This window comes from Nocardia cyriacigeorgica, from assembly GCF_010868145.1.
Classification (GTDB): domain Bacteria; phylum Actinomycetota; class Actinomycetes; order Mycobacteriales; family Mycobacteriaceae; genus Nocardia; species Nocardia cyriacigeorgica_D.
Window position 1 is genome coordinate 119,146 of the sequence record NZ_JAAGUY010000015.1, and the last position, 25,610, is coordinate 144,755.

Consider the following 25,610-nt stretch of genomic DNA (forward strand, 5'->3'; position numbering starts at 1 on the left):
TACCGTTGGGCACATGCTGCACGGGCGGGACGCCGAACAGGCCGAGATAGACCGGCTTCTTGATGCGGCGCGCGCGGGGCGCAGTGGGGCGCTGGTACTGCGCGGCGAGCCGGGCATCGGGAAGACGGCGCTGCTGGATTATGCCGCAGCACAAGGCATTCCCGCTGCTCGTAGCGCGGGCATCGAGTCCGAGGCCGAACTGCCGTTCGCGGGCCTGCATCTGCTGGTCCGGCCCGGTATGGCGCTGGCGGACCGACTGCCCGAGCAGCAGCGCGATGCTCTGCGCGGCGCATTCGGGCTGGCGCCGCGCGATCCGGGCGACCGCATGCTGATCGGCCTGGCCGTGCTGACGCTGCTGGCCGAGGAATCCGCCGACGGACCGCTGCTGTGCCTGGTCGACGATGCGCACTGGCTCGACCGAGCCACCGCCGAAGCGCTGCTGTTCGCCGCGCGCAGACTCGACGCCGAGGGCGTGGTGATGCTGTTCGCCACCCGCGCGGGCGATTCCGACTTCCCGGCACCCGGGCTCCCGGAACTCCGCGTGACCGGCATCCCGCAGGACGCGGCCGCCGCCCTCGTCGACAGCCGGGCCCCCGACCTCGCACCGGTCCTGCGATATCGGCTACTCACCGAGGCGATGGGCAATCCGCTGGCACTGCTGGAGCTACCCGCGCTGCTTGCGGCCGAAGCACCCGATGCGGGCCCGAACCCACTGCCACTCACCGACCGGCTGCGGGTGGCGTTCCGAGGCCAAGTCAGTGGACTGCCGGAACCCACGATGACGGTGCTGCTCGTCGCCGCCGCAGCGCACACCGCCGACCTGACGACAGTGCTGCGCGCAGCCGAAATACTCGGCGCCCAGCTGAGCGATCTACGACCCGCCGAAGATGCCGGGCTGGTGTACAGCGACGGTCGCGCCCTCACATTCCGTCATCCGATGCTGCGCTCGGCGGTCTATCAGGGCGCGAGCCTGACTCGAAGGCTCGCGGCCCATCGCGCGCTGGCGGAGGCCGCGACCGCTGAAGAGGACGCCGACCTGCGCGCCTGGCATCTGGCCGCCGCGACGACCGGACCCGACGAGGCGACCGCTGCCGCGCTGGAGGACACCGCCGAGCGTGCCCGCGTGCGCAGCGGTTACCACGGGGCTGTCGCGGCGTACGAGCGCGCGGCGGGACTGAGCACAGAGTCCGGTGGCCGGGCTCGGCGGCTGGTGCTGGCCGCCGAAACCGCCGTGGAGGCAGGACAATTCGACCGCGCTCGCGCGTTGGCCGAACGAGCGGGAGAAGCCGATGCGGGCGCGCTGTCGGCGCGGCTCGACCATGTGCGCGGCACGGCCGAATTCGGCGCCGGCCGCCCACGCACCGCACATGAACTGCTGCTGAGCGCCGCGGAGGCCGGCACCGACCCGTCGCGGACGGCACGCATCCTGACCCAGGCCGTCCACGCCGCCTGGTACCTCGGAGCCGATGAGCTCGCCGAGGTCGCCGATCGGGCTCGTGCGCTCAGGCTGCCCCCGACAGATCCGATGGCACCGATCGTCGATTACCTTTTCGCCGCCACGCTCGATCTCCACCCCCAATTCGCGTCCGACAGCACTGTGCCTCGAGCAGAGGCACACCCGGCATCCCCGCGTATCGACCTGCGCACCGCGGCCACCGCTGCGCGACGCAACGGTGCCGACAGTCCGCGCGATCTGGTGCAGATGTGTGGCGCGGGGTTGGTCGTCGGCGCGGATGAGCAGGTGGGGGAGCTGGCAAGGGAACTGCTGGCGCAGTGCCGCGATCAGGGCCGGATCGCGCTGCTGCCACCCCTCTTGTTCTTCCGGGCGGAAGCCGAACTGTTCCTCGGCAGGCCACGGGAATCGCGGGTCGCGGCCGCCGAAGGGTTGCGGATCGCCGAGGACATCGGCAACGGGCACTGGATCAGCCAGTTGTGCGGATTCCTCGCGTATCTCGGCGCGCTCGAAGGTGCCGAACGCGAGTGCGCCGAGTTCGTCGGCAAGGCGCTGGCCGATGACCTCGGCGGTCCGGATGCAGCAGGCGCGACGTGGACCCACGCAGCGCTCGGCCTGCTCGATCTGGGGCTCGGCAAAGTCGACGGGGCGTTGTCGCGGCTGACCGCGCTCACTGTCGAACCGGCGCGTCATCAGGTCATCGGGTTGCGCGTGCTGCCGGATCTGGTCGAGGCGGCGGTGCGCGCCGATGCCCCGCAGCAGGCTGCCGAAGCCCGCGACCGGCTGACGACGTGGGCACGGGCCAGCGGCGCCGACTGGATTACCGCACTCGACCACCGCGCCCACGCACTCACCACACAGGACGAGACCGCCGAACAACATTTCCGCGATGCACTCCCCCTTGGCGGTCGCCCCTTCGATACAGCGCGCACCCAGCTGCTGTTCGGTGAATGGTTGCGCCGCGACAAACGCAAGACCGAGGCGCGCACCCAGCTCGAGGCCGCCGCCGAAACCTTCGATCGGCTCGGATTCACACCGTGGGCGCAGCGGGCCAACGGGGAGCTCGCGGCGCTGGGTGTCGGGTCGGCATCCCGCCCGGTGCGGGGTCCTGCCGCCAGTTTGACGCCGCAAGAGCTGCAGATCGTGCGATTGGCAGCCCAGGGCTTGTCGAATCGCGATATCGCCGCCCAGCTGGTGCTCAGTCCGCGCACGGTCGGGCATCACCTGTACAAGGCGTATCCGAAGCTCGGGGTGGTATCGCGCGGCGAACTAGTGGATCTGTCACTGGGGCCGGACTGAGTGAACGGCTCGACCACCGCCCGGTTTCTTCGGCGTCAACCGCGCGACGCGGGTGACTCGATCGCGCCGCCATGGAGGCCACGCGGCGTCGGGCCTGGCAAGCCGGCGGTCAGGAACGCGCGCGAACCAGCCCGACGATCCACACCAGGCTGGTGACAGCCGCTGCAGCGAGCACGGCGACCTGCCCGGAACCGACGATCAGCGCCAATGCCAGACCAGCAAGCACACCCGCGACCAGCGCTTCCAGCTTGTACACCGGCCAGGCGCTACCCGCGATATCGATCGTCGCAGGGCGAGCCGGCAGTGCGCGGCTCGTAGCGCGAAGTTCGGGGTGGTACGCGGTCATGTCCTCAGGGTATACGGACAGCAAAGTTAGGGCCAGCGAACTTTTTGTCGCGGGCGCCACATACATCGGTCAGCGGCCGGAATCGCGGCCCACGGGAACAAGGACGCGGCCCCTCGCTGTTGCCGCAGATATGCCACTTACAGGGGAATACGCACCGAGCACATCTGATTGGGCCCGCAAGCAGGCGGAGACCTACGAGAACTCCGGCGGCGAAAAGGGCACCACGATGAACGGCGTGCCCGTCGTCCTGCTCACCACCCGCGGGGCGAAGACCGGCAAATTGCGCAAAACGCCGCTGATGCGGGTCGAGCACGACGGCGAGTACGCCGTGGTCGCCTCGCTGGGCGGGGCGCCCAAGCATCCGGTCTGGTATTTCAACATCAAGGCCGAACCGCATGTCGAACTCCGCGACGGCACTGTCACCAAGGACTACACCGCGCGCGAGGTCGTCGGTGCGGAGAAGGCGCTGTGGTGGGAGCGTGCGGTCGCGGTATGGCCGGACTACGCCAACTATCAGACCAAGACCACGCGCCAGATCCCGGTCTTCGTCCTCACCCCGCACTGACCTCCACTACCACCCGCCGCAGCGGCGCCGCGCGGCGGGTGGCACCATATTCGGGTGTCGGATCCGCTTCGTGTTCTCGCTGAACTGTCCACCCGTCCGCCGTTGAACGCGGACGAGATCGACGCGGCCGCGAAGCGAATTTCCGACATTATCGAGCCGACCCCGTTGCAGCTGTGCCCGCGCCTGTCCCAGCTGACCGGCGCGCAGGTCTACCTCAAGCGCGAAGACCTCACGGTCGTCCGCTCCTACAAGCTGCGCGGCGCCTACAACCTGGTCGTTCAGCTCAGCGAACACGAACGCGCCGCGGGCGTCGTCACCGCCAGTGCGGGCAACCACGCCCAGGGCGTCGCGTTCGCGTGCCGCGCGATGGGCATCAAGGGCCGTGTCTACGTCCCCACCACCACACCGAAGCAGAAACGCGATCGTATCCGCATCCACGGCGGTGAATTCGTCGAGCTGATCGCGGTCGGCGAAACCTACGACGCGGCCGCCGCGGCCGCCGCCGACGATGTGGCGCGCACCGGCGCGACCATGGTGCCGCCGTTCGATGACACGCGCACCGCGGCCGGGCAGGGCACCATCGCCGCGGAGATCCTCGACCAGCTCGGCAGTACCCCCGATCTGGTGGTCGTGCCGGTCGGTGGCGGCGGCTGCCTGGCCGGTATCGGCACCTACCTGCGGGAACGTTCACCACGCACCGCCATCCTCGGCGTCGAACCCGCGGGGGCCGCCTCGATGACGGCGGCGCTGGTCGCGGGCGGCCCGGTGACGCTGCCGGAGATCGACCCGTTCGTCGACGGCGCCGCGGTGCGCCGGATCGGCGATGTGCCGTATGCGGCGGTCGCCGGATTCGGTGGCCGGGTGGTCACACACGGATCGCTGCCGTTACTGGTGGCGACCGAATCCCCGTCCGGTGCGGGGTCGTTCCGGATGCTGCAGGTCGACGAGGGCGCCATCTGCACAACGATGCTCGAGCTGTATCAGAACGAGGGCATCATCGCCGAACCCGCCGGTGCACTCGCGGTGACGGCGCTGGCCGGTATCGAGATCGAACCGGGTTCCACGGTGGTGTGCCTGGTGTCGGGCGGCAACAACGATGTCTCCCGCTACGGCGAGGTCATCGAACGCTCCCTCGTGCATCAGGGCCTCAAGCACTACTTCCTGGTGGACTTCCCGCAGGAACCGGGTGCGCTGCGCCGCTTCCTCGACGAGGTCCTCGGTCCCGACGACGACATCACCCTGTTCGAATACGTCAAGCGCAACAACCGGGAGACCGGTGCGGCGTTGGTCGGTATCGAACTCGGCGCTCCGGAAGAGCTCGAGCCGCTGATGGCGCGCATCGACGCCTCGCCCATCCAGTGTGAGCGCCTCGAACCGGATTCACCGGCCTACCGCTATCTGACCTGAGCACCGCTCGCTGGGTGCGCTGCGTCGACCACGAGCGCACCCTGCGAGCGATTCAGCGCGCCCGCGGTGTCCAGAACAACGAAGGAATGCCCCGCGATCGTTGTGGTTCCTTCGCCGTGCGCCGGCGGATCCCAGTGCAGCAGCGATTCTCCGGCGATCGGCACGGTCACCGGGTCGGTGGCCAAGTTGTACGCCAGCACCAGCGTGCCTCGACGGATCACGATCCAGCGTGCGTCCTCGTCGTAGTCGATATCTGTTGCCGATGCCCACGAGTCGGTGATCTCGCTGCGGCTGCGCCGGAGGGCGATCAGCTCGCGGTAGCAGGCGAGCAGACGGGAAGGTGCGGCGTCGCCGGTTTCGGACCAGTCCAGCGTCGAGCGTTCGAAGGTCGCCGGGTCCTGCGGATCGGGTACGTCGTCGGTGGACCAGCCGTGTTCGGCGAATTCGGCGCGTCGCCCGGCCGCGGTGGCCGCACCGATGCCGGGATCGGTATGCGAGGTGAAGTACTGGAACGGGGTGCGCGCACCCCACTCCTCCCCCATGAACAGCATCGGAGTGAAGGGCGAGAGCAGAATCAGTGCCGCCTTGATGGCCAGCTGACCGTCGGACAGGTAGGCGCTCGGACGGTCGCCGGTGGCCCGGTTGCCGATCTGGTCGTGCGTGCAGGTGTAGGCCAGCAGTGCCGAAGCCGGAAGCGCCGCACGGTCCAACGGTCTGCCGTGCCTGCGACTGCGAAACGTGGAATATGTTCCGGCATGGAAGAATCCGTGCGACCACGCCCGAGCGAGGCAGGCCATGGAGCCGTAGTCGACGTAGTAGCCCTGGCGTTCGCCCGACACCGCGGAATGGACGGCATGGTGCAGGTCATCGTTCCACTGGCCGGTCAGCCCGTAGCCGCCCGCCGCGCGCGGGGTGATCAGCCTCGGATCGTTGAGGTCGCTTTCGGCGATCAAGGTCAGCGGGCGGCCCAGATGCGTGGCGAGACGGTCGGTGTCGGCAGCGAGTTCGGCGAGCAGATGGGTCGCGGTGGTGTCGGCGAGCGCATGCACCGCGTCCAGGCGTAGTGCGTCGATATGGAAGTCGCGGAACCAGCGCAGGGCATTGTCGATGATGTAGCGGCGCACCTCGTCGGAGCCGGGCCCATCGAGATTCAGCCGCTGCCCCCAGGTATTGCGCTGCTCGGCGAGATAGGGCCCGAACCTGGGCAGATAGTTGCCCACCGGGCCCAGATGGTTGTAGACGACGTCGAGCGCCACCCCCAGACCACGCCCGTGGCAGGCGTCGACGAACCGGCGCAGCCCGTCGGGCCCGCCGTACGGCTCGTGCACCGCGTACCAGAGCACTCCGTCGTAGCCCCAGTTCCGCGGCCCATCGAAGGCATTGACCGGCATCAACTCCACCACCGTCACGCCGAGCTGCACGAGATGGTCCAGCTGCTCGATCGCCGCGTCGAATGTTCCCGCCGGCGTGAACGTGCCGATATGCAGCTCGTAGACGATCGCATCCGGCAGCTGCCTGCCGGTCCAGCGGGTGTCGGTCCAGTCGCTCGGCACGATGTTGTGCAGTGCCGAACGGGCGTGCACACCGTCGGGCTGACGGGGAGAGCGTGGGTCTGGGAGGACGGTCGGATCGTCGTCGAGGAGGTAGCCGTAGCGGGCGTCCGGTGCGGAGTCGACCTCGGCGCGCCACCAGCCGTCGTCGGATCGCGTCATCGGATGCACGACGCCCGCGACATCCAGCCGCACCAGATCGGGCGTCGGCGCCCACACCTCGAACCAGGTCACCGGGCCAGCATCGCATGAGGCGACATGATCGCCCGGCTGCCCGGCCCACCGCGGATGCCGGGCACCGAGAGGCGCGCACTGGTGCGCACGTGTGGTTGCTGACACAGTGGAGGCCGTGGGTATCTACAACGATCGCGTCGTCCCCCGGCTGGTCGACGTCGCCTGCGGGATCAGGATGAATGACAAACTGCGGGAGCGAGTGTGCGCAGGGCTGTCCGGACGGGTGGTGGAGATCGGGTTCGGGTCCGGGCTGAATGTGCCGTTCTATCCGCCGACACTCCAGTCGGTGAGCGCGGTCGAACCAGCCGATCTGGGATGGAAACTCGCGGAGAAACGGGTGGCCGCGGCAACGGTACCGATCGAGCGCGCCGGGCTGGACGGGCAGTCGCTGCCGTTCGACGACAACAGCTTCGACGCGGCGGTTTCGACGTGGACCATGTGCACCATCCCCGATATCGATGCCGCCCTTGCCGAGATCCGGCGGGTGCTGGTTCCTGGCGGCACGCTGCACTTCGTCGAGCACGGGCTCGCCCCTGACCCCCGGGTCCAGAGCTGGCAGCATCGGCTGAATCCGATCCAGAACGTGGTCGCAGGCGGCTGCAACCTGGATCGGGATATCCGTGGGTTGATCGAGAGCGCCGGGTTCGAGATGCGCGAGATCGACGTCTTCTACGGTGGCCGGCCGAAGTTCATGGTGGCGCAGACGCTGGGTGTCGCCGTCTCGCCATAGCGGCAAGACCGGTCGAACAACTGCCGCTGTTCGTCCGCGCTACCGCAAGCCAGCGGTCCGCCAGTATTGAATTGATCGGTCCAAAACTGCTAGGGTTTCCCCATGGCACGACCACGCGGCTTCGACGAGGACACAGCGGTCGACGCAGCCATGCGCGCGTTCTGGTCCGCGGGCTACGAGGCCACCTCCACCCAGGACCTGTGCACCGCCACCGGCCTCGGCCGCAGCAGCATCTACAACACCTTCTCCAGCAAGCACGACCTGTTCGAGCGGGCGCTCGCCCGCTATATGACCACCAAGAACGCCGCCACCGAGACGGTCCTGGACTCCGACGCTTCGGCCAGGGAAAAGATCCACACCCTGCTGTGGCGGACCGTCGACACCCCCGACGACGATCCGATCGGCTGCCTGGTGGTCAACTCGACCGTCGAACTCGGCCCGCGTGACACCACGGTGGCCGCAGCCCTGAAGACGGATCAGCGATACCGCCTCGACCTGCTCACCGCCGTCATCGCGAGCGGACAGCGTGCCGGCGACATCGACCGAACCAAGGACGCCCGCGCCCTCGCACTGTTCGTGATCGCCACGATCAGCGGCATCCAGGTCGCCGCACGCGGCGGCGCCGACCGTGACGAGCGCGCAGCCATCGCCACCACCGCCCTCGACGCCCTGTAACCCGCACTCCCCCGGCGGCTTTCGAGCCGCCGCCTTTCTTCTGCCCATATTTTGGACTGATCAATTCAAAACAAGGAAGGTCTCTCGTGCCTGTAGCCATCTACATCCTTGGCTTGTCGATATTCGCCCAAGGCACCTCCGAACTCATGCTCGCGGGCCTGCTCACCGAGATGTCCGCCGACCTCGGCGTATCGGTTCCTCGCGCGGGACTGCTGATCTCGGCCTTCGCCCTCGGCATGCTGGTCGGCGCACCCGTCCTTGCGGTGCTGACCCTGCGCTGGTCGCGGCGCACCGCGCTGCTGGCGTTCCTCGCGGTATTCATCGCGGCGCATATCGTCGGGGCGCTGGCCACCGAGTACTGGGTGGTCTTCGGAACGCGCGTGGTCGCGGCGTTCGTCTACGCCGGTTTCTGGGCAGTGGCGGCGTCGACCGCTGTCGGCCTGGTACCGCCGAATATGCGTGGGCGGGCGATGAGCGTGGTGGCGGGCGGGTTGACCGTCGCCACCGTCGTCGGGCTGCCGTTGGGTACCGTCATCGGCCAGAATTTCGGCTGGCGGGCCGCGTTCTTGGCCGTCGCGGTGCTGTCGGCCCCCGCCGTACTCGGCGTGCTGGCGAAGATCCCCGGTGGACATCCCGCCCAGCCACCGCGGGTACGAACGCAGCTGAGCGCCATGGCCCGGCCGAGCCTGTGGCTGTCCTATGCGATGACCGCCGTGGCGACCGGCGCGCTGCTGGTCACCTTCTCCTATCTGGGCGCCATGCTCACCGACACGACCGGCCTGCCCGAATCCTGGGTCCCCGCGGTCTTGGCCGGATACGGCGCGGGCGCGCTGCTCGGCATCATTGTCGGGGGGCGGACCGCCGACGCACAGCCGATGCGCACGTTGACCATCGGTGTCATGGGGCTGATCATCACCTCGGTGCTGATCGCGCTCACCGCCGTGCACATCGCACCGATGGTGCTCCTCGCGATCGCGTTGGGCGCGTTCGGTTTCGGCACCAACCCCGTTCTCAACTCCCGTGTCTTCGCCCTGGCACCCGATGCTCCGACGATGGCGGCGGCAGTGAACACCTCCGCGTTCAATGTCGGTATCACGGTGGGGCCATGGCTGGGTGGGGTGGCGCTCACCGCCGGGTTCGGGTATTCGACGACGGCGTGGATCGGTGCGGCGCTCGGCCTCGCGGCATTGGTTCTGGTGGGCTGGGTAGCGACGCTCCAACGGCGCGACAGGTCCGTCCCCGCCGGCCGTGCGGCGGCCGGTGACGAGGTCGCGTCCGCGACGGAACCGACGCCGGTCGGTGTCTGAAGCACGGCCGATGATCGCCGCGCCTGAAAGCGATGCGCAGGCGCGGCGACGCACGTCTACGGCGCGGGTGGTCGCGGCTCCCGTTTCCGGGGCTTGTTCGGGCGGCGGGCCACTTCCTGGGCGACCTGTGCCCGGCGTTCGGCAGGGACAAGAGCGATGATGTCGTCGCGGGAGGTGATCGTGAGCTTCTGGAAGATCGCGGCCATCTGGGCGTCGACGGTCTTGAAGGAACTCCCACGACGCGCGGCGATCGCGGTATTGGTCCAGCCCGCCGCCGCGAGGGTCGCCACATCCTGCTCCGCCGCGGACAACTCCTGCCAGCGGGTCGGGCGGTGCCGCCGGACCGGATGATGCACCGGCAGGGCATCCAGCGACAGGGTGCCGAGGGCCAGTGCGGCCACCTCGCCGAGTTCGGGGCGCAGCATCGCACCCTCCTGCTCGGCGGCGGTGAAGCCCGCCTCCCCCAGCACCGATCGCGAGATCTGCGCCGCCCGCTCGGTCTCCGCCCGGAACGGAGCGAGGTTGGTGAGATCCACGCCGAGACGCCGGCGCAGCGTTCCCGCACCGCCGAGGATCCACGCGACCTCCAGCGCCCATTCACGCGGCAGGCCATCGCGCCCGGGTGGTTGACCGCAAGCGTCGGCGATCTTGCGCGCGAGTGCCCACGCGTACATATGGACAGCCCACACCGCGCCCCATTGATCACGCATGGCCAGCTGGTTGGCCAGGGTCGTGCGCACGGTGGCCAGTGCGGTCTCGGTGTCACTGTTCTTGATCAGGGCGAGGGACCAGCTGAGTTCGGCCCAGGATTGTTCCCAGCGTGCCCCGGATCGGCCGGCGTCGTCGAGGTGGCGTCGGGCGGATTCGAGCGCCTGCGCGGGTGTTCCGACGAAGCCGGTGGCGAGGACTTCGAACATCTCGGTCATCGACGCCGCACCACGGTCGCCTGCCGCGAGGAACTTCCTGCGCGCCCGCGCGAGCACCTCGATCGCACGAGAGTCGTTGTGTGTCAACATCAACTGACTGCCCCGGGTGAACTCGACCGGCGCGGGCAGACCGAGATCGACCTCCGGTTCCCTGCGCGCTCGCGCCACAGCGCCGGGATCGGTCACACAGGCAGCGACGCAGTCATCGAGCAGACGTTCGGCATCTGCGGGAATGCCCTGGCACAAACTGATCCACCCGATCATGGCCATCGCGGTGACCTGCAACTCGACCGGCTGCGGGTCGAGATCGCGGGTAGCGGCGAGCGCCCGTTCGGCCAGGTGCCTCGACTCGCGCAGCGACCCCTTGAAGAACGGAACCCGCAGGGCGATCAGCCCAACCATGATATCGAGCCCGACCGTGGCTTCGCCGGGGGTGGCTTCGGCGCTGTCGATCGCGCACAGCAGGTTGTCCCACGCGGCGCGCGCCCACTCCAGCAACACCTGCTCGTCCGGGCCGAGCCACTCGATGCCCGCCCGGGCGACCTTGTCGCGGTAGTACCGGCGGTGCCGGTCGCTGAACCGTGCGGTCTCCTCACCCCCCGCGCGCTCGCGCAGCCGTTGCTGGGCGAACACCCGGAAGCTCTCGAGCAACGAGTACCGCACCGTGTCCTTGGTCAGATGCACAGACACGATCGATTGGTCCACCAGGCGATCGAGCAGCCCCTCGACCTCGTCGCGGGCGATACCGTCCGCGCCCACGTCGGCGGCCTCATCGCAACAGACCGCTTCGATCGCCTCGAGATCGGCGCCGATATCGCAGGCATCGGCATCGCCGGGATCGGGGTCGTAGCCCGCCGCGAACACCGACAAACGCTCGAACAGCAGCCGCTCCTTGTCATGGCACAGGTCGTAGGACCAGGCGATGACGTCGCGGATGCCCTGATGCCTGCCGTCGGCGCCGACTCGATGCCCCGGCGACCAGCCCAACCTACGGTCGGACGCCTCACCGGTCAGGTCACGCAGGATCATCGACAACGGTTGCCTGCGCAGCCGGGCGGCGGCGAGCTGGATGGCCAGCGGATGGTTGTGCACCCGGCGGCAGATCGCCGTCGCCAGATCATGATCCGCGGTGCCGGAAACACTGTGACCGGTCAGTTCGGCCCGCTTCTGGAACATGGTCAGGGCCTGCTCCCCCGACAGAGACCCGACCGGCACGAGGTACTCGTCGACCCAGCCGATCGCCTCCCGGCTGGTAGCGACCACGGTCAGGCCGGGGATCGCGCCGATCAGGTCGGCGATGACCCGGCCCGCGCCCTCGAGCACATGCTCGCAGTTGTCCACCACCAGGATCGTCTGCACTGTGCGTCCAACGGCGTCGGTGCGGGTCAGTGTGTCGGCCAGCGCATCCCAGGCCGGGCGTCCGGAGAAGTCGTCGCTGACCAGCGACTGCGCCAACTCGTTCTCGACCGCCGCCGCATCGGCGCCGCGCGGCAGTCGCGCCAGCCTGACCCAGTGCACCGACACCCGTTTGGCCTTGTGGTACCGATGCACCGCCTCGGTCGCCAACCGGGTCTTGCCGATACCGCCCGCACCGATCAACGTGATCAGCCGGGTCGAACCGAGCAGCAGGGTGGCGATCTTCTCCAGCTCACGCTCGCGGCCGATGAAGTCACTTGCGGTCGCGGGCTGAGCACCGACGCGCGGAGATCTGGCCGTCACGGTGGTGCAGCATAGCGGGCGCACGCGTCCGAGATCGTGCTGTTGCCACGGATGCGTGAGATCTACCTATCGGCGCATCGTGATGGATCTGATTCGTCGCCCGAGATGGCCAGTGGACCGCGGGCGAACACCGATACTGTCAGGACAGTGCCAGATGACCTCTCTGCGCGATGACCGTGACCCTGCGGCGGCCCGGTTCGAGACATGGCAGGACCCGTGCCGGATACGGGTGCGATTCGACGACCCGGCCATCGAGTTGACCTATCAGGACGAGCGCGCAATCGCGGCGACCTTTGCCGTGGCAGCGCGAGCCGTCGGTCTTCGCGTGAGCATCGACGGCCAACTCCAATGCGGTCTGCCCGCGCTGCCGTGCCGGAGATTGTGGACCTGACGCGGTGACCGCATCGGCTACCGATGTGGTGGTCCTACCTATCGGCCGACGCTTGCGGTGTTGATGCCGTTCGATACCGGAAGGATCCGCAAGTGGGACAGATACAGGTAGTGGGGGCCGGCGAATGCGGTCTGCCATTGGCGCTGCGGTTGCAACGCGGCGGACATGACGTCTCGCTGGTCACCGACCGGGATGCCGAGGCTGTGCTGTCGGGCACGGCGACCAGCACCCAGGTCAAATTCGCGCGCACGATCGCCCTCGAAGCGGCTGCGGGGCTGGACTTCTGGGAAACGAAGGCGCCCGCGATCGGCGGTATCCGTTTCACCATGGCCGTCGACGGTCGCCCGGTCGCCGGCTGGTCGGGGCGGATGAGTAGTCCCGCGCGCAGCGTCGACCAGCGCACCGTCTTCGCGCGCTGGTTCACCGAGTTCGAGGCCGCGGGTGGGCGGGTGGAGATCACCGATCTATCACTCGCCGAACTCGACCGCAGAGCCGCCGCCCACGACCTCACCGTCGTCGCCCGGGCCTCGCGCGAGCTGGCCGCATGCTTCTCCGTGGACACGACGGCCGCACTGCCGAACGAGCCCGTCCGCAGCCTCGCCGCGCTATACCTGGACGGGGTTGTCCCCGATCCGGAAGGGCTCGGGATCTACGTCGCGCTCCCCGGGCTGGGTGAAGTCGTTTCCACACCTTCGCTGACCGGCCCACCCGGACAGGAAAGACGCTGCGACACCTTGATGTTCGAGGCGCTGCCCGGCGGTGGACTCGATGTGTTCACCGCCGGCAGCACGCCCGCCGAACGGCTGCGGCAGGCGCGCGAGCTCCTCGACCGATACCTGCCACCCGCGCTGGCCGCCCGCTTCCGCGATGCCGAACTCACCGACGCGGGTGCGACGCTGGTGGGTGCGATAACCCCGGTGCAACGCGATCCGGTCGGCATCCTGCCGTCCGGACGCCCCGTGCTCGGCGGCGGTGACGTCGTATGCCGGATGGACCCGGGTGGCGCACAGGGCGCCAACAACGCCGCTCACTGCGCGGCCTACTTCGCCCAGGCGGTGGCCGACACCCCTGACGGGCCGTTCGATGCGGCGTGGATGGCGGCGGCGGCGAAACCATGGCTCACCGACATCGCCCGTCCGGCGGCAGTGTGGACGATGACCCTGCTGGACCCGCCGCCCGTCATGCAGCGGCTCATGGACGCGGCCCAGCACTATCCCGAGCTGGCCGACGCGTTCGCCGAGACCTTCATCGTCCCGGCGAACATGTCGCAGTTGGCCGCTGCCCTGCCCTGACCTGGCGGCCGGTCGTCTGTCACGCCGGGGATGCGGGAAAGACGACCGGCAGAGCGGCCAGGGCCCGGTGGAACGGCCCTGGCCGCCAGGACAATTGGTGCACGGGCACTGCGAGCCGCATGTCGGGCAGCGCGTCGAGCAGCTGGTCGACGGCGTCCTGGGCGATCAGATAAGCCACGGCGCTGGCCGGGCAGGCATGCGGACCGGCACCCCACGCCAGATGGGACCGGTTGCCCGTGATCGTGCCCGCACCGATCTCGGGATCGTTGTTGCAGGCAGCCAGCCCGATCACCACCGGCTGGTTGGCGGGCAGCCAGGTGTTGTCGATCAGAATCGGCTGCCGCGGATAGGTCACGCTGAAGTTGGCCATCGGCGGATCGTGGAACAGCACCTCGTCGAGGGCGTCGCGCGTGGCGAGGCTGCCGTCGAGCATGCTGCCCGCGAACCGCTCATCGGTGAGCATCAGCAGCAACGAGTTGCTGATCAGGTTCTGCATCGGCTCGTTTCCGGCGCCGTAGAGAATGCCGAGCTGGTGGATGAGCTCCTCGTCGGTGAAACCAGCCGGATGGTCGATCAGGCGGGAGGTGATGTCGGCGGCGGGGTCGGCTCGCTTCCGGTCGATCAACCGCAGCATCGCCGCGGCGAGGCGCTGATCGCTGTGCACGGTATCGACGCCCTCGAAGATCGCCGCTGTCGCCGCTGCGATCTCGTTGCCTATCTCCGGCGGGCAGCCGAGTATCGCGTTGATCGCCCGGAAGGCCAGCGGGGCTGCGTAGGCATGATGCAAATCGGCGGCGCCGGACGCACGAAAGGTATCGATCAACGTGGTCGCGATGTTTTCCACCGTGTCGTGCAGGCTGTGCAGATCCACGCCCTCGATGCTCGCGGTTGCGGCTCGCCGGTATCTGTCGTGTTCGGCGCCCGCACTCCGCAGGGCGTTCGGGCGCCAGGACAGGATCGGCAGCACCGGGCAGTCGGGGGCGATCCCGGGTTCCCACGCACGGGGATCGGCCGGGAAATGCTCGGGGTCGTGCATGATCCGCACCGCTGTCCGGTAACCGATCACCAGCGTCGCCGGTACGCCCGGAGCCAGCGCCACCGGCACGATCGAGCCGTACCGGGCACGCATGTCCCGATAGGCACTATGCGGATCGGCGGCGAATTCCGGGGTATGCAGCAGGACCCTGTCCTGATCGGTGTGGACAGGCGAGCTGTGATGCGGCACCGGGCACTGCCCGGGTCGGTCGGATTCCTGCGGCATGCGCAATGGCGGGCTCCCACGGTAGGACCGGTGACGAAAGCCATGAACCGGGCCGTGCGGCGCGGTCGACGACGGACCGAGAATGCGCCGATAGGTAGATCGACGGCATCGGTAGGTGCCGAGTGTGTTGCGGTCGCGCCGTCATCTGGGTGTCCGATCAGGACAGTGATCGAGGCTGCCATGCCTCCGGTGAACGACGCGCCGACGACCCATTTCGGGCGACACGCCGAGCTCGGTGCGACCTGTCTCTCCCTGCCGGAGAGCCTCGGCGAAGCTGTCGGTGCCCCAGCCTAGAATCTGATCGCCAACCCCCGTCGAGACCTTGGGAGGAAGGACCGTCTTGGCCGACTCGTCCGGATCGTTCGTTCACCTGCACAACCACACCGAGTACTCGATGCTCGACGGCGCGGCCAAGATCTCGCCGCTGTTCGCCGAAGCCGATCGGTTGGGTATGACGGCGGTCGGGATGACCGACCACGGCAATATGTACGGCGCCTCGGAGTTCTACAACTCCGCGAAGAAAGCCGGGATCAAACCGATCATCGGTATCGAGGCCTACATCGCGCCCGGTTCCCGGTTCGACACCAAACGTGTGCAATGGGGCGATCCAAGCCAGAAGGGCGACGACGTCTCCGGCTCGGGTGCCTACACCCATATGACCATGGTCGCCGAGACCGCGACCGGCCTGCGCAACCTGTTCAAACTCTCCTCGCTCGCCTCCATCGAAGGCCAGCTCGGCAAATGGGCGCGGATGGACGAGGAGATCATCGCCCAGCACGCCGAGGGCATCATCGCGACCACCGGCTGCCCCTCCGGTGAAGTGCAGACCAGGCTGCGCCTCGGCCACGACCGCGAGGCCCTCGAAGCCGCCGCCAAATGGCAGGAGATCTTCGGGCCCGAGAACTTCTTCCTGGAAGTCATGGATCACGGCCTGTCCATCGAGCGCCGTGTGCGCGAAGGCCTGCTCGAGATCAGCAAGAAGCTCGGCATCCCGCCGCTGGCCACCAACGACTGCCATTACGTGCACGAATCCGATTCCACGAATCACGAAGCGCTGCTGTGCATTCAGACCGGTAAAACGCTGTCGGACCCGACCAGGTTCAAATTCGACGGCAGCGGCTATTACCTGAAGCCGGCCGCAGAGATGCGCGCGATCTGGGACAGCGAAGTTCCCGGCGCCTGCGACAACACCGTGCGGATCGGTGAGCGCGTGCAGTCCTACGACGATGTGTGGACCCACCGCGACCGCATGCCGAAATTTCCGGTTCCCGCGGGCGAGACCGAGGCGTCGTGGCTGCGTAAGGAGGTCGCGCGCGGCCTGGAGTACCGCTTTCCGGACGGTGTCCCGCAGAAGTACCTCGACCAGGCCGAATACGAGATCGACGTCATCCTGACGATGGGCTTCCCGGCCTACTTCCTGGTCGTCGGTGACCTGATCAACCATGCCCGCGAGGTCGGCATCCGGGTCGGGCCCGGCCGTGGTTCGGCCGCCGGTTCGCTGGTCGCCTACGCGCTGAAGATCACCAATATCGACCCGCTGCCGCACGGTCTGCTGTTCGAGCGGTTCCTCAACCCCGAGCGCGTGTCGATGCCCGATATCGATATCGACTTCGACGATCGCCGCCGCGGTGAGATGGTCCGCTACGCCACCGAGAAATGGGGCAGCGACCGGGTCGCGCAGGTCATCACCTTCGGCACCATCAAGACCAAGGCGGCGATCAAGGACTCCGCGCGAGTGCTGTTCGGCCAGCCCGGTTTCGCCATCGCCGACCAGATCACCAAGGCGCTGCCGCCGCCGATCATGGCCAAGGACATCTCGGTGTCCGGCATCACCGACCCCGACCACGAGCGCTACAAAGAAGCCGCCGAGGTCCGTGAGCTCATCAACAACAATCCCGATATCGCGAAGATCTATGAGACCGCCCGCGGGCTGGAAGGGCTGATCCGCAACGCCGGTGTGCACGCCTGCGCGGTCATCATGTCCTCCGAACCGCTCACCGACGCGATCCCGGTGTGGAAGCGCGCCCAGGACGGCGCCATCATCACCGGCTGGGACTACCCGTCGTGTGAGGCCATCGGTCTGTTGAAGATGGACTTCCTCGGTCTGCGCAACCTGACCGTGCTCGGCGATGCGATCGACAACGCCAAGGCCAACCGCGGCGTCGAGGTCGATCTGGACGCGTTGCCGCTCGACGATCCGAAAACCTTCGACCTGCTCGCGCGCGGTGACACCCTTGGCGTGTTCCAGCTCGACGGTGGGCCGATGCGCGATCTGCTGCGACGCATGCAGCCCACTGCCTTCGAGGACATCGTGGCCGTCGGCGCGCTGTACCGCCCTGGCCCGATGGGCATGAACGCGCACAACGACTACGCCGACCGCAAGAACGGGCGGCAAGAGGTCAAGCCGATCCATCCGGAGCTAGAGGAACCGCTGAAGGACATTCTCGGCGAAACCTACGGCCTGATCGTCTATCAAGAGCAGATCATGCACGTCGCGCAGAAAGTCGCCGGATACTCGCTCGGACGAGCCGATATCCTGCGCCGCGCGATGGGTAAGAAGAAGGCCGAGGTTCTGGCCGCGGAGTTCGAGGGCTTCGAGGCGGGCATGTTGGAGAACGGCTATTCCAAGGCCGCGATCAAGGCGCTATGGGACACCATCCTGCCCTTCGCCGGCTACGCGTTCAACAAATCCCACGCCGCCGCCTATGGCCTGGTCTCCTACTGGACCGCCTACTTCAAGGCCAACTATCCGGCCGAATACATGGCCGCGCTACTCACCTCCGTCGGCGACGACAAGGACAAGGCCGCGATCTATTTGTCGGACTGCCGCAAGCTCGGCATCACCGTCTTGCCGCCAGACGTCAACGAATCCGAACAGAACTTCGCCTCCGTCGGCACCGATATCCGGTTCGGGCTCGGCGCGGTGCGCAACGTCGGCTCGAACGTGGTGTCCTCGATCATCGCCGCGCGCAAGGAGAAGTCGAAGTTCACCGATTTCTCTGACTACCTCAACAAGATCGACGCGATCGCCTGCACCAAGAAGGTCACCGAATCCCTCATCAAGGCAGGCGGTTTCGATTCGCTCGGGCATCCACGCAAGGGGCTGCTCCTGATCCATTCCGACGCCATCGACGCGGTGATGTCCACCAAGAAGGCCGAGGCGATCGGTCAGTTCGACCTGTTCGGCGGCATGGACGACGGCGACGACTCCATGGCCTCGGTGTTCAACGTGAAAGTTCCGGACGAGGAATGGGAGACCAAGCACAAACTCGCGCTGGAACGGGAAATGCTCGGCCTGTATGTGTCCGGGCATCCGCTCAACGGCGTGGAGCATGTGCTTGCCGCCCAAGTGGATACGCCGATCCCCACCATCCTCGAGGGCGAGGTCAAAGACGGCGCCCAGGTCACCATCGGCGGCATCCTGGCCTCGGTCAACCGCCGCATCAACAAGAACGGCCTGGCGTGGGCGTCCGCGCAGCTCGAAGACCTCACCGGTGGTGTGGAGGTACTGTTCTTCCCGCAGTCGTACTCGGTGTACGGCATGGACGTCGTCGAAGACGCGGTGGTGCTGGTGAAGGCAAGGGTCTCGGTGCGCGACGACCGGATCTCCTTGATCGCCAACGACCTCGCCGTCCCCGATCTGTCCGCCATCGGCGTCGCCAAACCCCTCGCCGTCACCATCCCCACCCGCATGTGCACCCCGGACAAGGTGACCGCGCTCAAACGCGTCCTGTCCAGCCACCCGGGCACCTCCGACGTCCACTTGCGCCACGTCGGCTCCCGCGACAAGACCACGTTGCTGAAATTGGATGACAGCCTGCGGGTTTCGCCGTCCTCGGCGTTGATGGGTGATCTGAAGGCGCTGCTGGGGCCGGGGTGTTTGACTAGTTAGCGCTGTCCGCCCTGGTCTCGATCACTGTCTGTCGCCGAGACCAGGGCGGTGAGACGTGCTGCGCGAGCACCCGATGCCGGGTTGTCCGCGTCAGGGCGGGCAAGTCAGGAGGAGAACAGCATTCTGCCGAAACCGCGCTGATGGTGGTGGTGGCCATGGCCGTAGTGCGGTGCGGGCGTGCCCCACGCCGGGGCCGGTGCGGCGGCCGGGGGCGGCGGTGCCACGTACCCCGCCTCCAGCCGGGTCAAATTCTCGAGCTCGCCGTAGTCGAGGAAGATCCCCCGGCAATTACCGCACTGCTCGATATGCACCCCGCTGCGGTTGTAAGTCTGCATCATTCCACGACATTTCGGACACTGCATTCCCGGCACGTTACCGGTTTCGGTGGTGTCATGCAGACATGACTATCTGTGCGGCCGATGAGGTCGACCGCCGGGTTATCGACGATTGTGTGGCACCGGAACTCAGCCCACCGCGGACGGGATCTGCTCGGTGATGGGGGTATCGGCGATGCGCAGGCAGGCGTCGACCAGTGCCGTGTCCAGCTCATCCAGTGGCCGGCCCGTCGCCACCACCAGCGCCGCCGCCTGGACGACGACGGCGCGAGCCGGCAGATCGAGGGTCGCCCACACGTCACCGCCGGGTGCGACGGCGGCGCCGCCGGCCGCGCGGTAGGCGGTGAGCAAGCGTGTCCAGGCGACCGGTTCCAGGATGCCCGCGGCGTAGAACGCGGCGGGTCGGGCCAGGTCCCATGCGGGATCGCCGAGACCGAGATCGTCGAAGTCGATCAGCCGCCACTCGCCGGGCGCTGCGCAGACGAGCTGACCCAGGTGGAAGTCGCCATGAACGAGTGACTCTGGTGCGCAGACCAATTCGGGCAAGCTGTCGAATGCGCGCCACACCACTGCCGCTGGGGTCGCATCGACGATATGACCGGCGTCGCGAAGTCGGCGCATCGCCCGATGCACCCGGGCCGGACCACCGGCTACGGGCAGGTCTCGGCGGTGGGTGATCGGTGTCGCATGCAGGGTCGCCAGCAGCCGTGCCGCCGACTCCCATGGCGCAGCATCGGGATGGTCCGGGTCGACCGGACTGCCGTACGGCCACACCGTGATCAGCCTGCCCGCTTGCGACAACACCACCTCACCGTCGACCGGTAGCGGGCCGAGCGCCGCCGATCTCAGCTCCGGTGAACCCGCCACCCGCAGCCGAGCGCGCAGGGCGGCGAGGTCGGTATCGGTGGAATGCGCTTTGACAACGATTTCGCCGACCCGGACCACTAGTGCGTCCACTCCGTCGGCGAGCACCTCTGCTGGCCCCAATTCGCCCATCTGCCGAGCGATTTCGGTCATCGCCGCCGCCACCTCGCGGGTCGGCGCCGCCGGGTCGGCGTTGGCGTTGGCGTTGGCGTTGGCGTTGGCGTTGGCGTTGGCGTTGGCGTACAGCATCACTGGCTCCTCCCCCGACCGGTCGGCCGATGATCGGCCGACCGGTCGCCCAATCCGCCACGTCCGTCCGGCTGGCGGCTACCAACTCATCCGGCCGTACCGTTGATGAAGGCTACCCAGGGGATCGTGTCGCCGATGCAGGCACCGGTGACCTGTGCGCCGGCCTGGAATCCAGCAACGGTTGCGACAGGGTTGACGGGCTGACTGAAGGAGGCGACCCCCATCGTCCACGGCCCCCACACCGCACAGGTCCAGTCCTCGGTATAGGTGGGGTCCCCGACCCGGACGGCCCCGGGATTGGTGTCAGGGACGATGATCGGGCCCGCTGACGCGACGCCGGCCCCAAGGACAAGTATCGGCGCGATAGCGGCGGTGGCAAGCGCCGAGCGCAGTGCAATTTTCTTCATGGAGGTCACCTTCCGTTGGTCCGACCGGCAACCGTGCCGGGCGAGGGTTGTTGTCGATCCGGTTGGACCGTGCAAACAAGGTTCATTCACTGTGAGTTGAGAAAGCTTCCCCACCAGGGTGGAATTCAGTCACACCTGCGCAGCGGGGGTGAGGAAGTCCCACCCTGTCGGGGATGACCAACGTCCGGTGCAGCGGCAAAACTCGACGAATCATCAGCGCGATTCTCGCGCCCCTGCCAAACGAAAGATTCGTCATGAAATCCCTATCGCTCCGCACCGCCGCGCTGATCGGCGCCGTTGTTCCCGCCGCTCTGCTCCTGTCGGGAACGGCTGCTGCCGGACCGGCTGCGGTGGACAGCCAGGCGGCGGTTGTCCGTGAAGTCGACAAGACCGGCTGGTACGGCGGATTCGCGATCACCGTCGACGAGGTCAGCGCGAAAGAGGCCGACAGCGGGACGACCAAGGTCGAGGTGAAACTCGGATATGAGAACCTCATCGGCGCAACTCTTGCCCCACCCGAGAAGGCGTACCTCGAGGTAGACGGCGGCGAGGTGGTGGACCTACGACTCGACAGCAAGAAGATCGCCGGCTACGGCAAGGGAAAGGGCACCGCCACCGGGTCACTCGATACCACCGAAGGCTCCATCGATGACGTCCTCGACGACGTGGTCCTGGTCTACGGCAAGACCGACGGCAACTTGACCAAGATCCCGTTCGCCTCGAAGGAGAAGGTCGAGAGCATCGAGCCGAAGGGGATCACCGTCGGTCAGACGATCGGCGGCCACCCGGTCGCCGTCACACTGTCCAAAGCGTTTCTCTGGCCGAGTTATCAGCCTGGTGAAAAGGGCAAATACGAACTGTGGGTGGAAACCGATCTAGCGCTGAGTTCCGAGTACAACGGCTACGGCTACAACGTCTACCCCAAGAATTTCAGCGTCACTTCACCGTCGGGCGAGAGCGATAGCGCGGATAAGCGCAGCAGCTTCACCTCCGAACTGTTGAGCAATGGTGGCTCGATCGAAGGCGAATGGCTGGTCTTCCTCATCGATGGGCCTGCCAAGGGCGATTACGGTTTCGACGTCGATATGAACAGCACGCCCACCTCCGACAAGAGCAAGGTGGATCTGACCACCACGATCGCGCTGTGAGCCCGCACCTCGCCACACGCGTACCGCGATGGTCAGAGACCAGATCGGGCCGTCCCACCCGGGAAGGCCCGAACTTCCGTCACCGCCCTGACCAGGGCATATGCGCGGATCTAGAATATGAGTAGCTCGCCGCCCGCTGCACCGCAGAAAGGGGGTGGACCGTGACCGGCAATGTCGCCGAGCAACCGCGGCTGATCTACACCGACGACGCCGGCCATCGCCGGGAGATGCCACTCGGCGCCGGGACGGTGCGGATCACGATCGGGCGGTCATCGCAGGCCGATATCTCGCTCGGCACCGACGGCAAGGCGTCGCGACTACATGCCACGGTCGAATGGTTGAGCGGGCACTGGACCATCGTCGACGACGGACTCTCCCGCAACGGCACCTTTGTGAACGGGCAACGGCTCACCGGACGGCACCGGTTGCAGCCGGGCGACAGCATTCGTATCGGTTCGACGAGGTTGACCTACGTGGACCTGAGCCGGGCCAGCGGCGCCCACACCATCGTCTCGGCCACGATGCCGACACCGCAATCCATGACGCAGGCGCAGATGGCTGTGCTGATCGCACTGTGCAGGCCGTACAAGGACAATGCCGCGTTCGCCGCTCCGGCGTCGAATCAGCAGATCGCGCAGGAGCTTTTCCTCGCCGCGGAGACGGTGAAGACGCATTTGCGGGCGCTGTTCATCAAGTTCGGTGTGGAGGATCTTCCGCAGAATCAGAAGCGATTGCGATTGGCGGAGCGTGCAATGCACAGCGGGATCGTCAGCGACCGCGATTTGTGAAACACATGGGTACGGCCCCGCCGAATTGCCAGCGGGGCCGTAGGTTGGCGAAACACACAATGTGTGTCGCGGCTCGAGTTCATGATCGCCGGTCCGTAGGGGCGACGGTCAGAATCTCATCACCGCTCAGACGAACCGTGGGGTGACCACATTGTCGGCGACGTAGGTGCCGTCGCAATAGAGCTCGACGTTGATCGGAATCATCGGGAGAGCCGGGTACCTTGTCGGAACGTTGACCGGGACGGGCGCACTGAGTGGCCCGACGCGGATCTGGCAGGCTGCCGGGTTGGGCGGAACGCCTGTTGTCACTGTGACGGTGTAGCCCCACGCCTCGGGCACAACGGAATACCCGATGACCCCCGCCTGAGCCGTACCCATGCCTGCCATCAGTGCCGCCGATGCCAATGCACCGCTCGCAACCGTAGCCGCGGCTACGCGAAATGCAGTTCTGCTCATTGTCTTTCTCCTTGAATCTTGTCCTATGCGAGGGGCACATGATCAATCGTCGGTAGTGAGTTTCGAGTAATTCCCTCGTATTCGTGATCGCCGTTCTGCGATCACTTCCAATCCTGATCGGAAAGCAGATCGGAAACATCACCGCGAGGGGGGAAATCAATCACCCCGATCGAGTACCGGCGCGTTCGTACCGTGCGGTAGCCGCGGATCCACCCGGCAACCACTCCCCACACTGGTAGGGTCGCCCGGCAGCAGGCGTGATCCCATCCATGACAAGCCCTTTGAGGTGGTCGATGATGACAAGCAAGCTCGCTTACGCCGTTCCGGCGGCTTCCGCTCTGGCCGTGGCCGCGCTGGCCGTGTCGGCGGCGCCGGCGGCGGCGGTGAACGGCGGCAAGTTCCAGACCGTGTACTCATTGACCGAGGGTCTGTGCGTCGCGCAGATCGAGGCGGCGGTGAACGGCGATGGCTATCCCGAGCACGCGGCGTTCACGGTCGCGTCGACCATGTGGGGCGTCGGTGAGTGCCAGCTTCCTGTCACGCTGACCTGGCGTAATCTCGAGACCGGCGAGACGGGTAGCAAGACCCAGACGCCACACGGTCCCGGGTTCTGGATGAACGATGGCAAATCGGCCCTGTTCGCGCCGGGGATCGGGAAGTTCTCGGCGACCATCACCATCGGCGCGGCCCATGTGCCGGAACCGGGAACCATCGAGTTCACGGTCGCCGAGTACCAGGGCTGACCAGCGCGCACGCCGAGGCGAATCACGAACCTCGCGGCCCCGGCGCGGCCTGCGGAATCACCGATCGACTACGCCGACCGGTCCCTCGCACGGCTGAGCAGGTCGCGGTCTCGGTGTGGCGGCAGCGATCGGGCCGCCACGCCGACGATCAGCGGCACAATCGGGGCATGAACGGTCATCGGCAGGCAGCGCAGATGCAGCGCGCGGTACCGGTCGCACGCGGGGAGCACGGTAGGCGTCTCGGCTCGGCGCCGCAGCTCGGAGGACTCGGCCTCCCCCGCGGCCGCGCAGGCGCATGACCACCACGATCGTCGCGATCGCGGTCACCGTGGTGGTGCTTGCGGTGGGGCTGTTGATCTGGTCGCGGACTCGGCGCGTCGTGACGACCCCGGCCGAACGGGCGGTGCATACGGCGCTGCACACCGCCTCGCTCGCGGCCCGGCCGTTGCGGCGCGGGCTCGACGAGAAGTCGGCCGCCGAAGCAGCACCGCATCTGCGTGCACTGACTGGGGCAGAAGCGCTCGGTGTGGCCGATGCCGAAGGTGCGCTGGTGGCCTGGGACGGTCCTCATACCGATCTGGGTGAGCAGTTCACGGGGGCGGCCCGGCGCGCTATGGCGGGCGAGCGGCCGGTCCTCGTTGGCGGCCCGGGTGGACCGCCGCGCTCGCGGGGTGGGGACCACGCGGGGCGAACCCTCATCGCGCAACCACTGATCATCGAGGGTACCGGGGTGGTCGGCGCATTGGGGGTCGTCACCACCGGAACGCCCGGCCCCGGCACGCTCGGCGCGGTCGCCGAAGTCGCGCGATATGCCTGTGGCCAGCTGGAGCTGGCCGAACTCGACGCATCACGGGCGCGGCTGGACCGGGCCGAGGTGCGGGCGCTGCGGGCGCAGATCAGCCCGCATTTCATCTACAACGCGCTCAACACCATCGCCTCGTTCGTCCGCACCGATCCCGCGCGGGCCCGCGAACTCATCCTCGAATTCGCCGACTTCACCCGCTACTCGTTCCGCGCCGCGGGCGAATACACGGTGCTGGCCGATGAATTGCGCAATATCGAACGCTATCTGGCGCTGGAACGGGCCCGGTTCGGTGACGCACTACAGGTCAGGTTGCAGATCGCGCCGGAGGTCCTCGGCGTGGTGCTGCCGTTCCTCGCGCTGCAACCGCTGGTGGAAAACGCCGTCCGGCACGGCCTGGCCGGGTCTCCGGAAGGCGGAACCGTCAGCATCGTGGCCGCCGACGCGGGCACCGACTGTGTGATCAGCGTGGAGGACGACGGCGCGGGCATGGACCCGGAACTGCTACGCTCCGGGGAGCTCGATGCCGTCGAATCCGGTTCCGGCACTACCGCTTCCAGCGAATCCGCACATGTGGGCCTTGCCAATGTGGACGATCGTCTGCGCGCGGCGTTCGGCAATGACTACGGGCTGGTGGTAGAGACTGCTCCGGGCGCGGGCACGAAGGTCAGCATGCGGGTGCCGAAGTTCCGGGCGGGAATCCAGGCCTGACCGGGGGTCCGAAGCAGCACCGCCGCGGCCTGCCCCCGCACGCACCACCGCACTGTCTAC

21 protein-coding genes are annotated in these 25,610 nt (G+C 67.4%); 13 read left to right on the plus strand and 8 right to left on the minus strand.

Going from position 1 to position 25,610, the window contains the following annotated elements:
• Positions 1–13: 13 nt before the first annotated feature.
• Positions 14–2,752, plus strand: a complete 2,739-nt coding sequence (locus tag GV792_RS18595) for a helix-turn-helix transcriptional regulator (protein WP_163825399.1) — start codon at positions 14–16, stop codon at positions 2,750–2,752.
• A gap of 109 nt (positions 2,753–2,861) precedes the next feature.
• Here GV792_RS18595 and GV792_RS18600 read toward each other — a convergent pair whose 3' ends face one another.
• The gene (locus GV792_RS18600; RefSeq protein ID WP_163825400.1) at positions 2,862–3,098 is read right to left on the minus strand and encodes a hypothetical protein; all 237 of its coding nucleotides are present in this window, start codon (positions 3,096–3,098) and stop codon (positions 2,862–2,864) included.
• Between the two features lie 130 nt (positions 3,099–3,228).
• Here GV792_RS18600 and GV792_RS18605 point away from each other — a divergent pair, with 130 nt between their 5' ends.
• Positions 3,229–3,663, plus strand: coding sequence for a nitroreductase family deazaflavin-dependent oxidoreductase (locus GV792_RS18605; RefSeq protein WP_163825401.1), 435 nt, complete (start codon positions 3,229–3,231; stop codon positions 3,661–3,663).
• Between the two features lie 54 nt (positions 3,664–3,717).
• Positions 3,718–5,070, plus strand: coding sequence for a threonine ammonia-lyase IlvA (gene ilvA, locus GV792_RS18610; protein WP_163825402.1), 1,353 nt, complete (start codon positions 3,718–3,720; stop codon positions 5,068–5,070).
• Here ilvA and treZ read toward each other — a convergent pair.
• Positions 5,058–6,854, minus strand: a complete 1,797-nt coding sequence (gene treZ, locus GV792_RS18615) for a malto-oligosyltrehalose trehalohydrolase (RefSeq protein ID WP_163825403.1) — start codon at positions 6,852–6,854, stop codon at positions 5,058–5,060. The two genes, ilvA and treZ, sit on opposite strands and share 13 nt — an antisense overlap.
• Before the next feature lie 115 nt (positions 6,855–6,969).
• Between treZ and GV792_RS18620 the strand changes: the two genes are divergently transcribed.
• From GV792_RS18620 to GV792_RS18630, 3 genes are all read left to right on the plus strand, one after another.
• Positions 6,970–7,584 (plus strand): class I SAM-dependent methyltransferase, encoded by a 615-nt coding sequence (locus tag GV792_RS18620; protein ID WP_163825404.1) that lies wholly within the window; start codon positions 6,970–6,972, stop codon positions 7,582–7,584.
• A 102-nt stretch (positions 7,585–7,686) separates the two neighbouring features.
• Positions 7,687–8,259 carry a TetR/AcrR family transcriptional regulator gene (locus tag GV792_RS18625; RefSeq protein WP_163825405.1) on the plus strand — a complete coding sequence of 191 codons (573 nt, stop codon included), beginning with the start codon at positions 7,687–7,689 and terminating at the stop codon, positions 8,257–8,259.
• An 86-nt stretch (positions 8,260–8,345) separates the two neighbouring features.
• On the plus strand, positions 8,346–9,566 hold the full coding sequence (locus tag GV792_RS18630; protein WP_163825406.1) for a Cmx/CmrA family chloramphenicol efflux MFS transporter: 1,221 nt from the start codon (positions 8,346–8,348) through the stop codon (positions 9,564–9,566).
• Positions 9,567–9,622: 56 nt separating this feature from the next.
• Here GV792_RS18630 and GV792_RS30130 read toward each other — a convergent pair whose 3' ends face one another.
• A complete protein-coding gene (locus GV792_RS30130; RefSeq protein WP_163825407.1) occupies positions 9,623–12,211 on the minus strand; it encodes an AAA family ATPase in 2,589 nt (862 codons plus the stop codon).
• 154 nt (positions 12,212–12,365) lie between these two features.
• Between GV792_RS30130 and GV792_RS18640 the strand changes: the two genes are divergently transcribed.
• Together GV792_RS18640 and GV792_RS18645 are read left to right on the plus strand one after the other, a co-directional pair.
• On the plus strand, positions 12,366–12,602 hold the full coding sequence (locus GV792_RS18640; protein ID WP_163825408.1) for a hypothetical protein: 237 nt from the start codon (positions 12,366–12,368) through the stop codon (positions 12,600–12,602).
• 92 nt (positions 12,603–12,694) lie between these two features.
• Positions 12,695–13,894, plus strand: coding sequence for a styrene monooxygenase/indole monooxygenase family protein (locus tag GV792_RS18645; RefSeq protein ID WP_163825409.1), 1,200 nt, complete (start codon positions 12,695–12,697; stop codon positions 13,892–13,894).
• Between the two features lie 19 nt (positions 13,895–13,913).
• Here GV792_RS18645 and GV792_RS18650 read toward each other — a convergent pair whose 3' ends face one another.
• Positions 13,914–15,155, minus strand: coding sequence for a cytochrome P450 (locus GV792_RS18650; protein WP_175584526.1), 1,242 nt, complete (start codon positions 15,153–15,155; stop codon positions 13,914–13,916).
• A gap of 340 nt (positions 15,156–15,495) precedes the next feature.
• On the opposite strand from GV792_RS18650, the gene dnaE reads away from it, so the two are divergent.
• On the plus strand, positions 15,496–19,047 hold the full coding sequence (dnaE, locus tag GV792_RS18655) for a DNA polymerase III subunit alpha (RefSeq protein ID WP_163825411.1): 3,552 nt from the start codon (positions 15,496–15,498) through the stop codon (positions 19,045–19,047).
• A 104-nt stretch (positions 19,048–19,151) separates the two neighbouring features.
• Here the strand turns inward: dnaE and GV792_RS18660 are convergent, their stop codons facing one another.
• The 3 genes from GV792_RS18660 to GV792_RS18670 all read right to left on the minus strand — a co-directional run bounded on the left by GV792_RS18660 (position 19,152) and on the right by GV792_RS18670 (position 20,902).
• Positions 19,152–19,409: a TFIIB-type zinc ribbon-containing protein gene (locus GV792_RS18660; protein ID WP_163825412.1), complete on the minus strand. Its 258-nt coding sequence runs from the start codon at positions 19,407–19,409 to the stop codon at positions 19,152–19,154.
• Positions 19,410–19,511: 102 nt separating this feature from the next.
• Positions 19,512–20,495: an aminoglycoside phosphotransferase family protein gene (locus GV792_RS18665; protein ID WP_256673842.1), complete on the minus strand. Its 984-nt coding sequence runs from the start codon at positions 20,493–20,495 to the stop codon at positions 19,512–19,514.
• A gap of 86 nt (positions 20,496–20,581) precedes the next feature.
• The gene (locus GV792_RS18670; RefSeq protein WP_163825413.1) at positions 20,582–20,902 is read right to left on the minus strand and encodes a hypothetical protein; all 321 of its coding nucleotides are present in this window, start codon (positions 20,900–20,902) and stop codon (positions 20,582–20,584) included.
• A 254-nt stretch (positions 20,903–21,156) separates the two neighbouring features.
• Here GV792_RS18670 and GV792_RS18675 point away from each other — a divergent pair, with 254 nt between their 5' ends.
• Positions 21,157–22,050, plus strand: coding sequence for a hypothetical protein (locus GV792_RS18675; RefSeq protein WP_163825414.1), 894 nt, complete (start codon positions 21,157–21,159; stop codon positions 22,048–22,050).
• Positions 22,051–22,277: 227 nt separating this feature from the next.
• Positions 22,278–22,838: an FHA domain-containing protein gene (locus GV792_RS18680; protein ID WP_163825445.1), complete on the plus strand. Its 561-nt coding sequence runs from the start codon at positions 22,278–22,280 to the stop codon at positions 22,836–22,838.
• 126 nt (positions 22,839–22,964) lie between these two features.
• Here the strand turns inward: GV792_RS18680 and GV792_RS18685 are convergent, their stop codons facing one another.
• Entirely contained in the window at positions 22,965–23,294 is a 330-nt protein-coding gene (locus GV792_RS18685; protein WP_163825415.1) for a hypothetical protein, read from the minus strand.
• A gap of 344 nt (positions 23,295–23,638) precedes the next feature.
• Here GV792_RS18685 and GV792_RS18690 point away from each other — a divergent pair, with 344 nt between their 5' ends.
• Positions 23,639–24,037, plus strand: a complete 399-nt coding sequence (locus tag GV792_RS18690) for a hypothetical protein (protein WP_309138538.1) — start codon at positions 23,639–23,641, stop codon at positions 24,035–24,037.
• A 295-nt stretch (positions 24,038–24,332) separates the two neighbouring features.
• On the plus strand, positions 24,333–25,550 hold the full coding sequence (locus tag GV792_RS18695; RefSeq protein WP_163825416.1) for a sensor histidine kinase: 1,218 nt from the start codon (positions 24,333–24,335) through the stop codon (positions 25,548–25,550).
• The last annotated feature ends 60 nt before the right edge of the window (positions 25,551–25,610 follow it).

Coding starts and splice junctions, on each gene's coding strand:
- GV792_RS18595 (WP_163825399.1), top strand. CDS start 14: ATGCTGCACGGGCGGGACGCCGAACAGGCCGAGATAGACCGGCTTCTT.
- GV792_RS18600 (WP_163825400.1), bottom strand. CDS start 3,098: ATGACCGCGTACCACCCCGAACTTCGCGCTACGAGCCGCGCACTGCCG.
- GV792_RS18605 (WP_163825401.1), top strand. CDS start 3,229: ATGCCACTTACAGGGGAATACGCACCGAGCACATCTGATTGGGCCCGC.
- GV792_RS18625 (WP_163825405.1), top strand. CDS start 7,687: ATGGCACGACCACGCGGCTTCGACGAGGACACAGCGGTCGACGCAGCC.
- GV792_RS18640 (WP_163825408.1), top strand. CDS start 12,366: ATGACCTCTCTGCGCGATGACCGTGACCCTGCGGCGGCCCGGTTCGAG.
- GV792_RS18650 (WP_175584526.1), bottom strand. CDS start 15,155: ATGCCGCAGGAATCCGACCGACCCGGGCAGTGCCCGGTGCCGCATCAC.
- GV792_RS18660 (WP_163825412.1), bottom strand. CDS start 19,409: ATGCAGTGTCCGAAATGTCGTGGAATGATGCAGACTTACAACCGCAGC.
- GV792_RS18665 (WP_256673842.1), bottom strand. CDS start 20,495: ATGCTGTACGCCAACGCCAACGCCAACGCCAACGCCAACGCCAACGCC.
- GV792_RS18670 (WP_163825413.1), bottom strand. CDS start 20,902: ATGAAGAAAATTGCACTGCGCTCGGCGCTTGCCACCGCCGCTATCGCG.
- GV792_RS18675 (WP_163825414.1), top strand. CDS start 21,157: ATGAAATCCCTATCGCTCCGCACCGCCGCGCTGATCGGCGCCGTTGTT.
- GV792_RS18680 (WP_163825445.1), top strand. CDS start 22,278: ATGCCACTCGGCGCCGGGACGGTGCGGATCACGATCGGGCGGTCATCG.
- GV792_RS18685 (WP_163825415.1), bottom strand. CDS start 23,294: ATGAGCAGAACTGCATTTCGCGTAGCCGCGGCTACGGTTGCGAGCGGT.
- GV792_RS18695 (WP_163825416.1), top strand. CDS start 24,333: ATGACCACCACGATCGTCGCGATCGCGGTCACCGTGGTGGTGCTTGCG.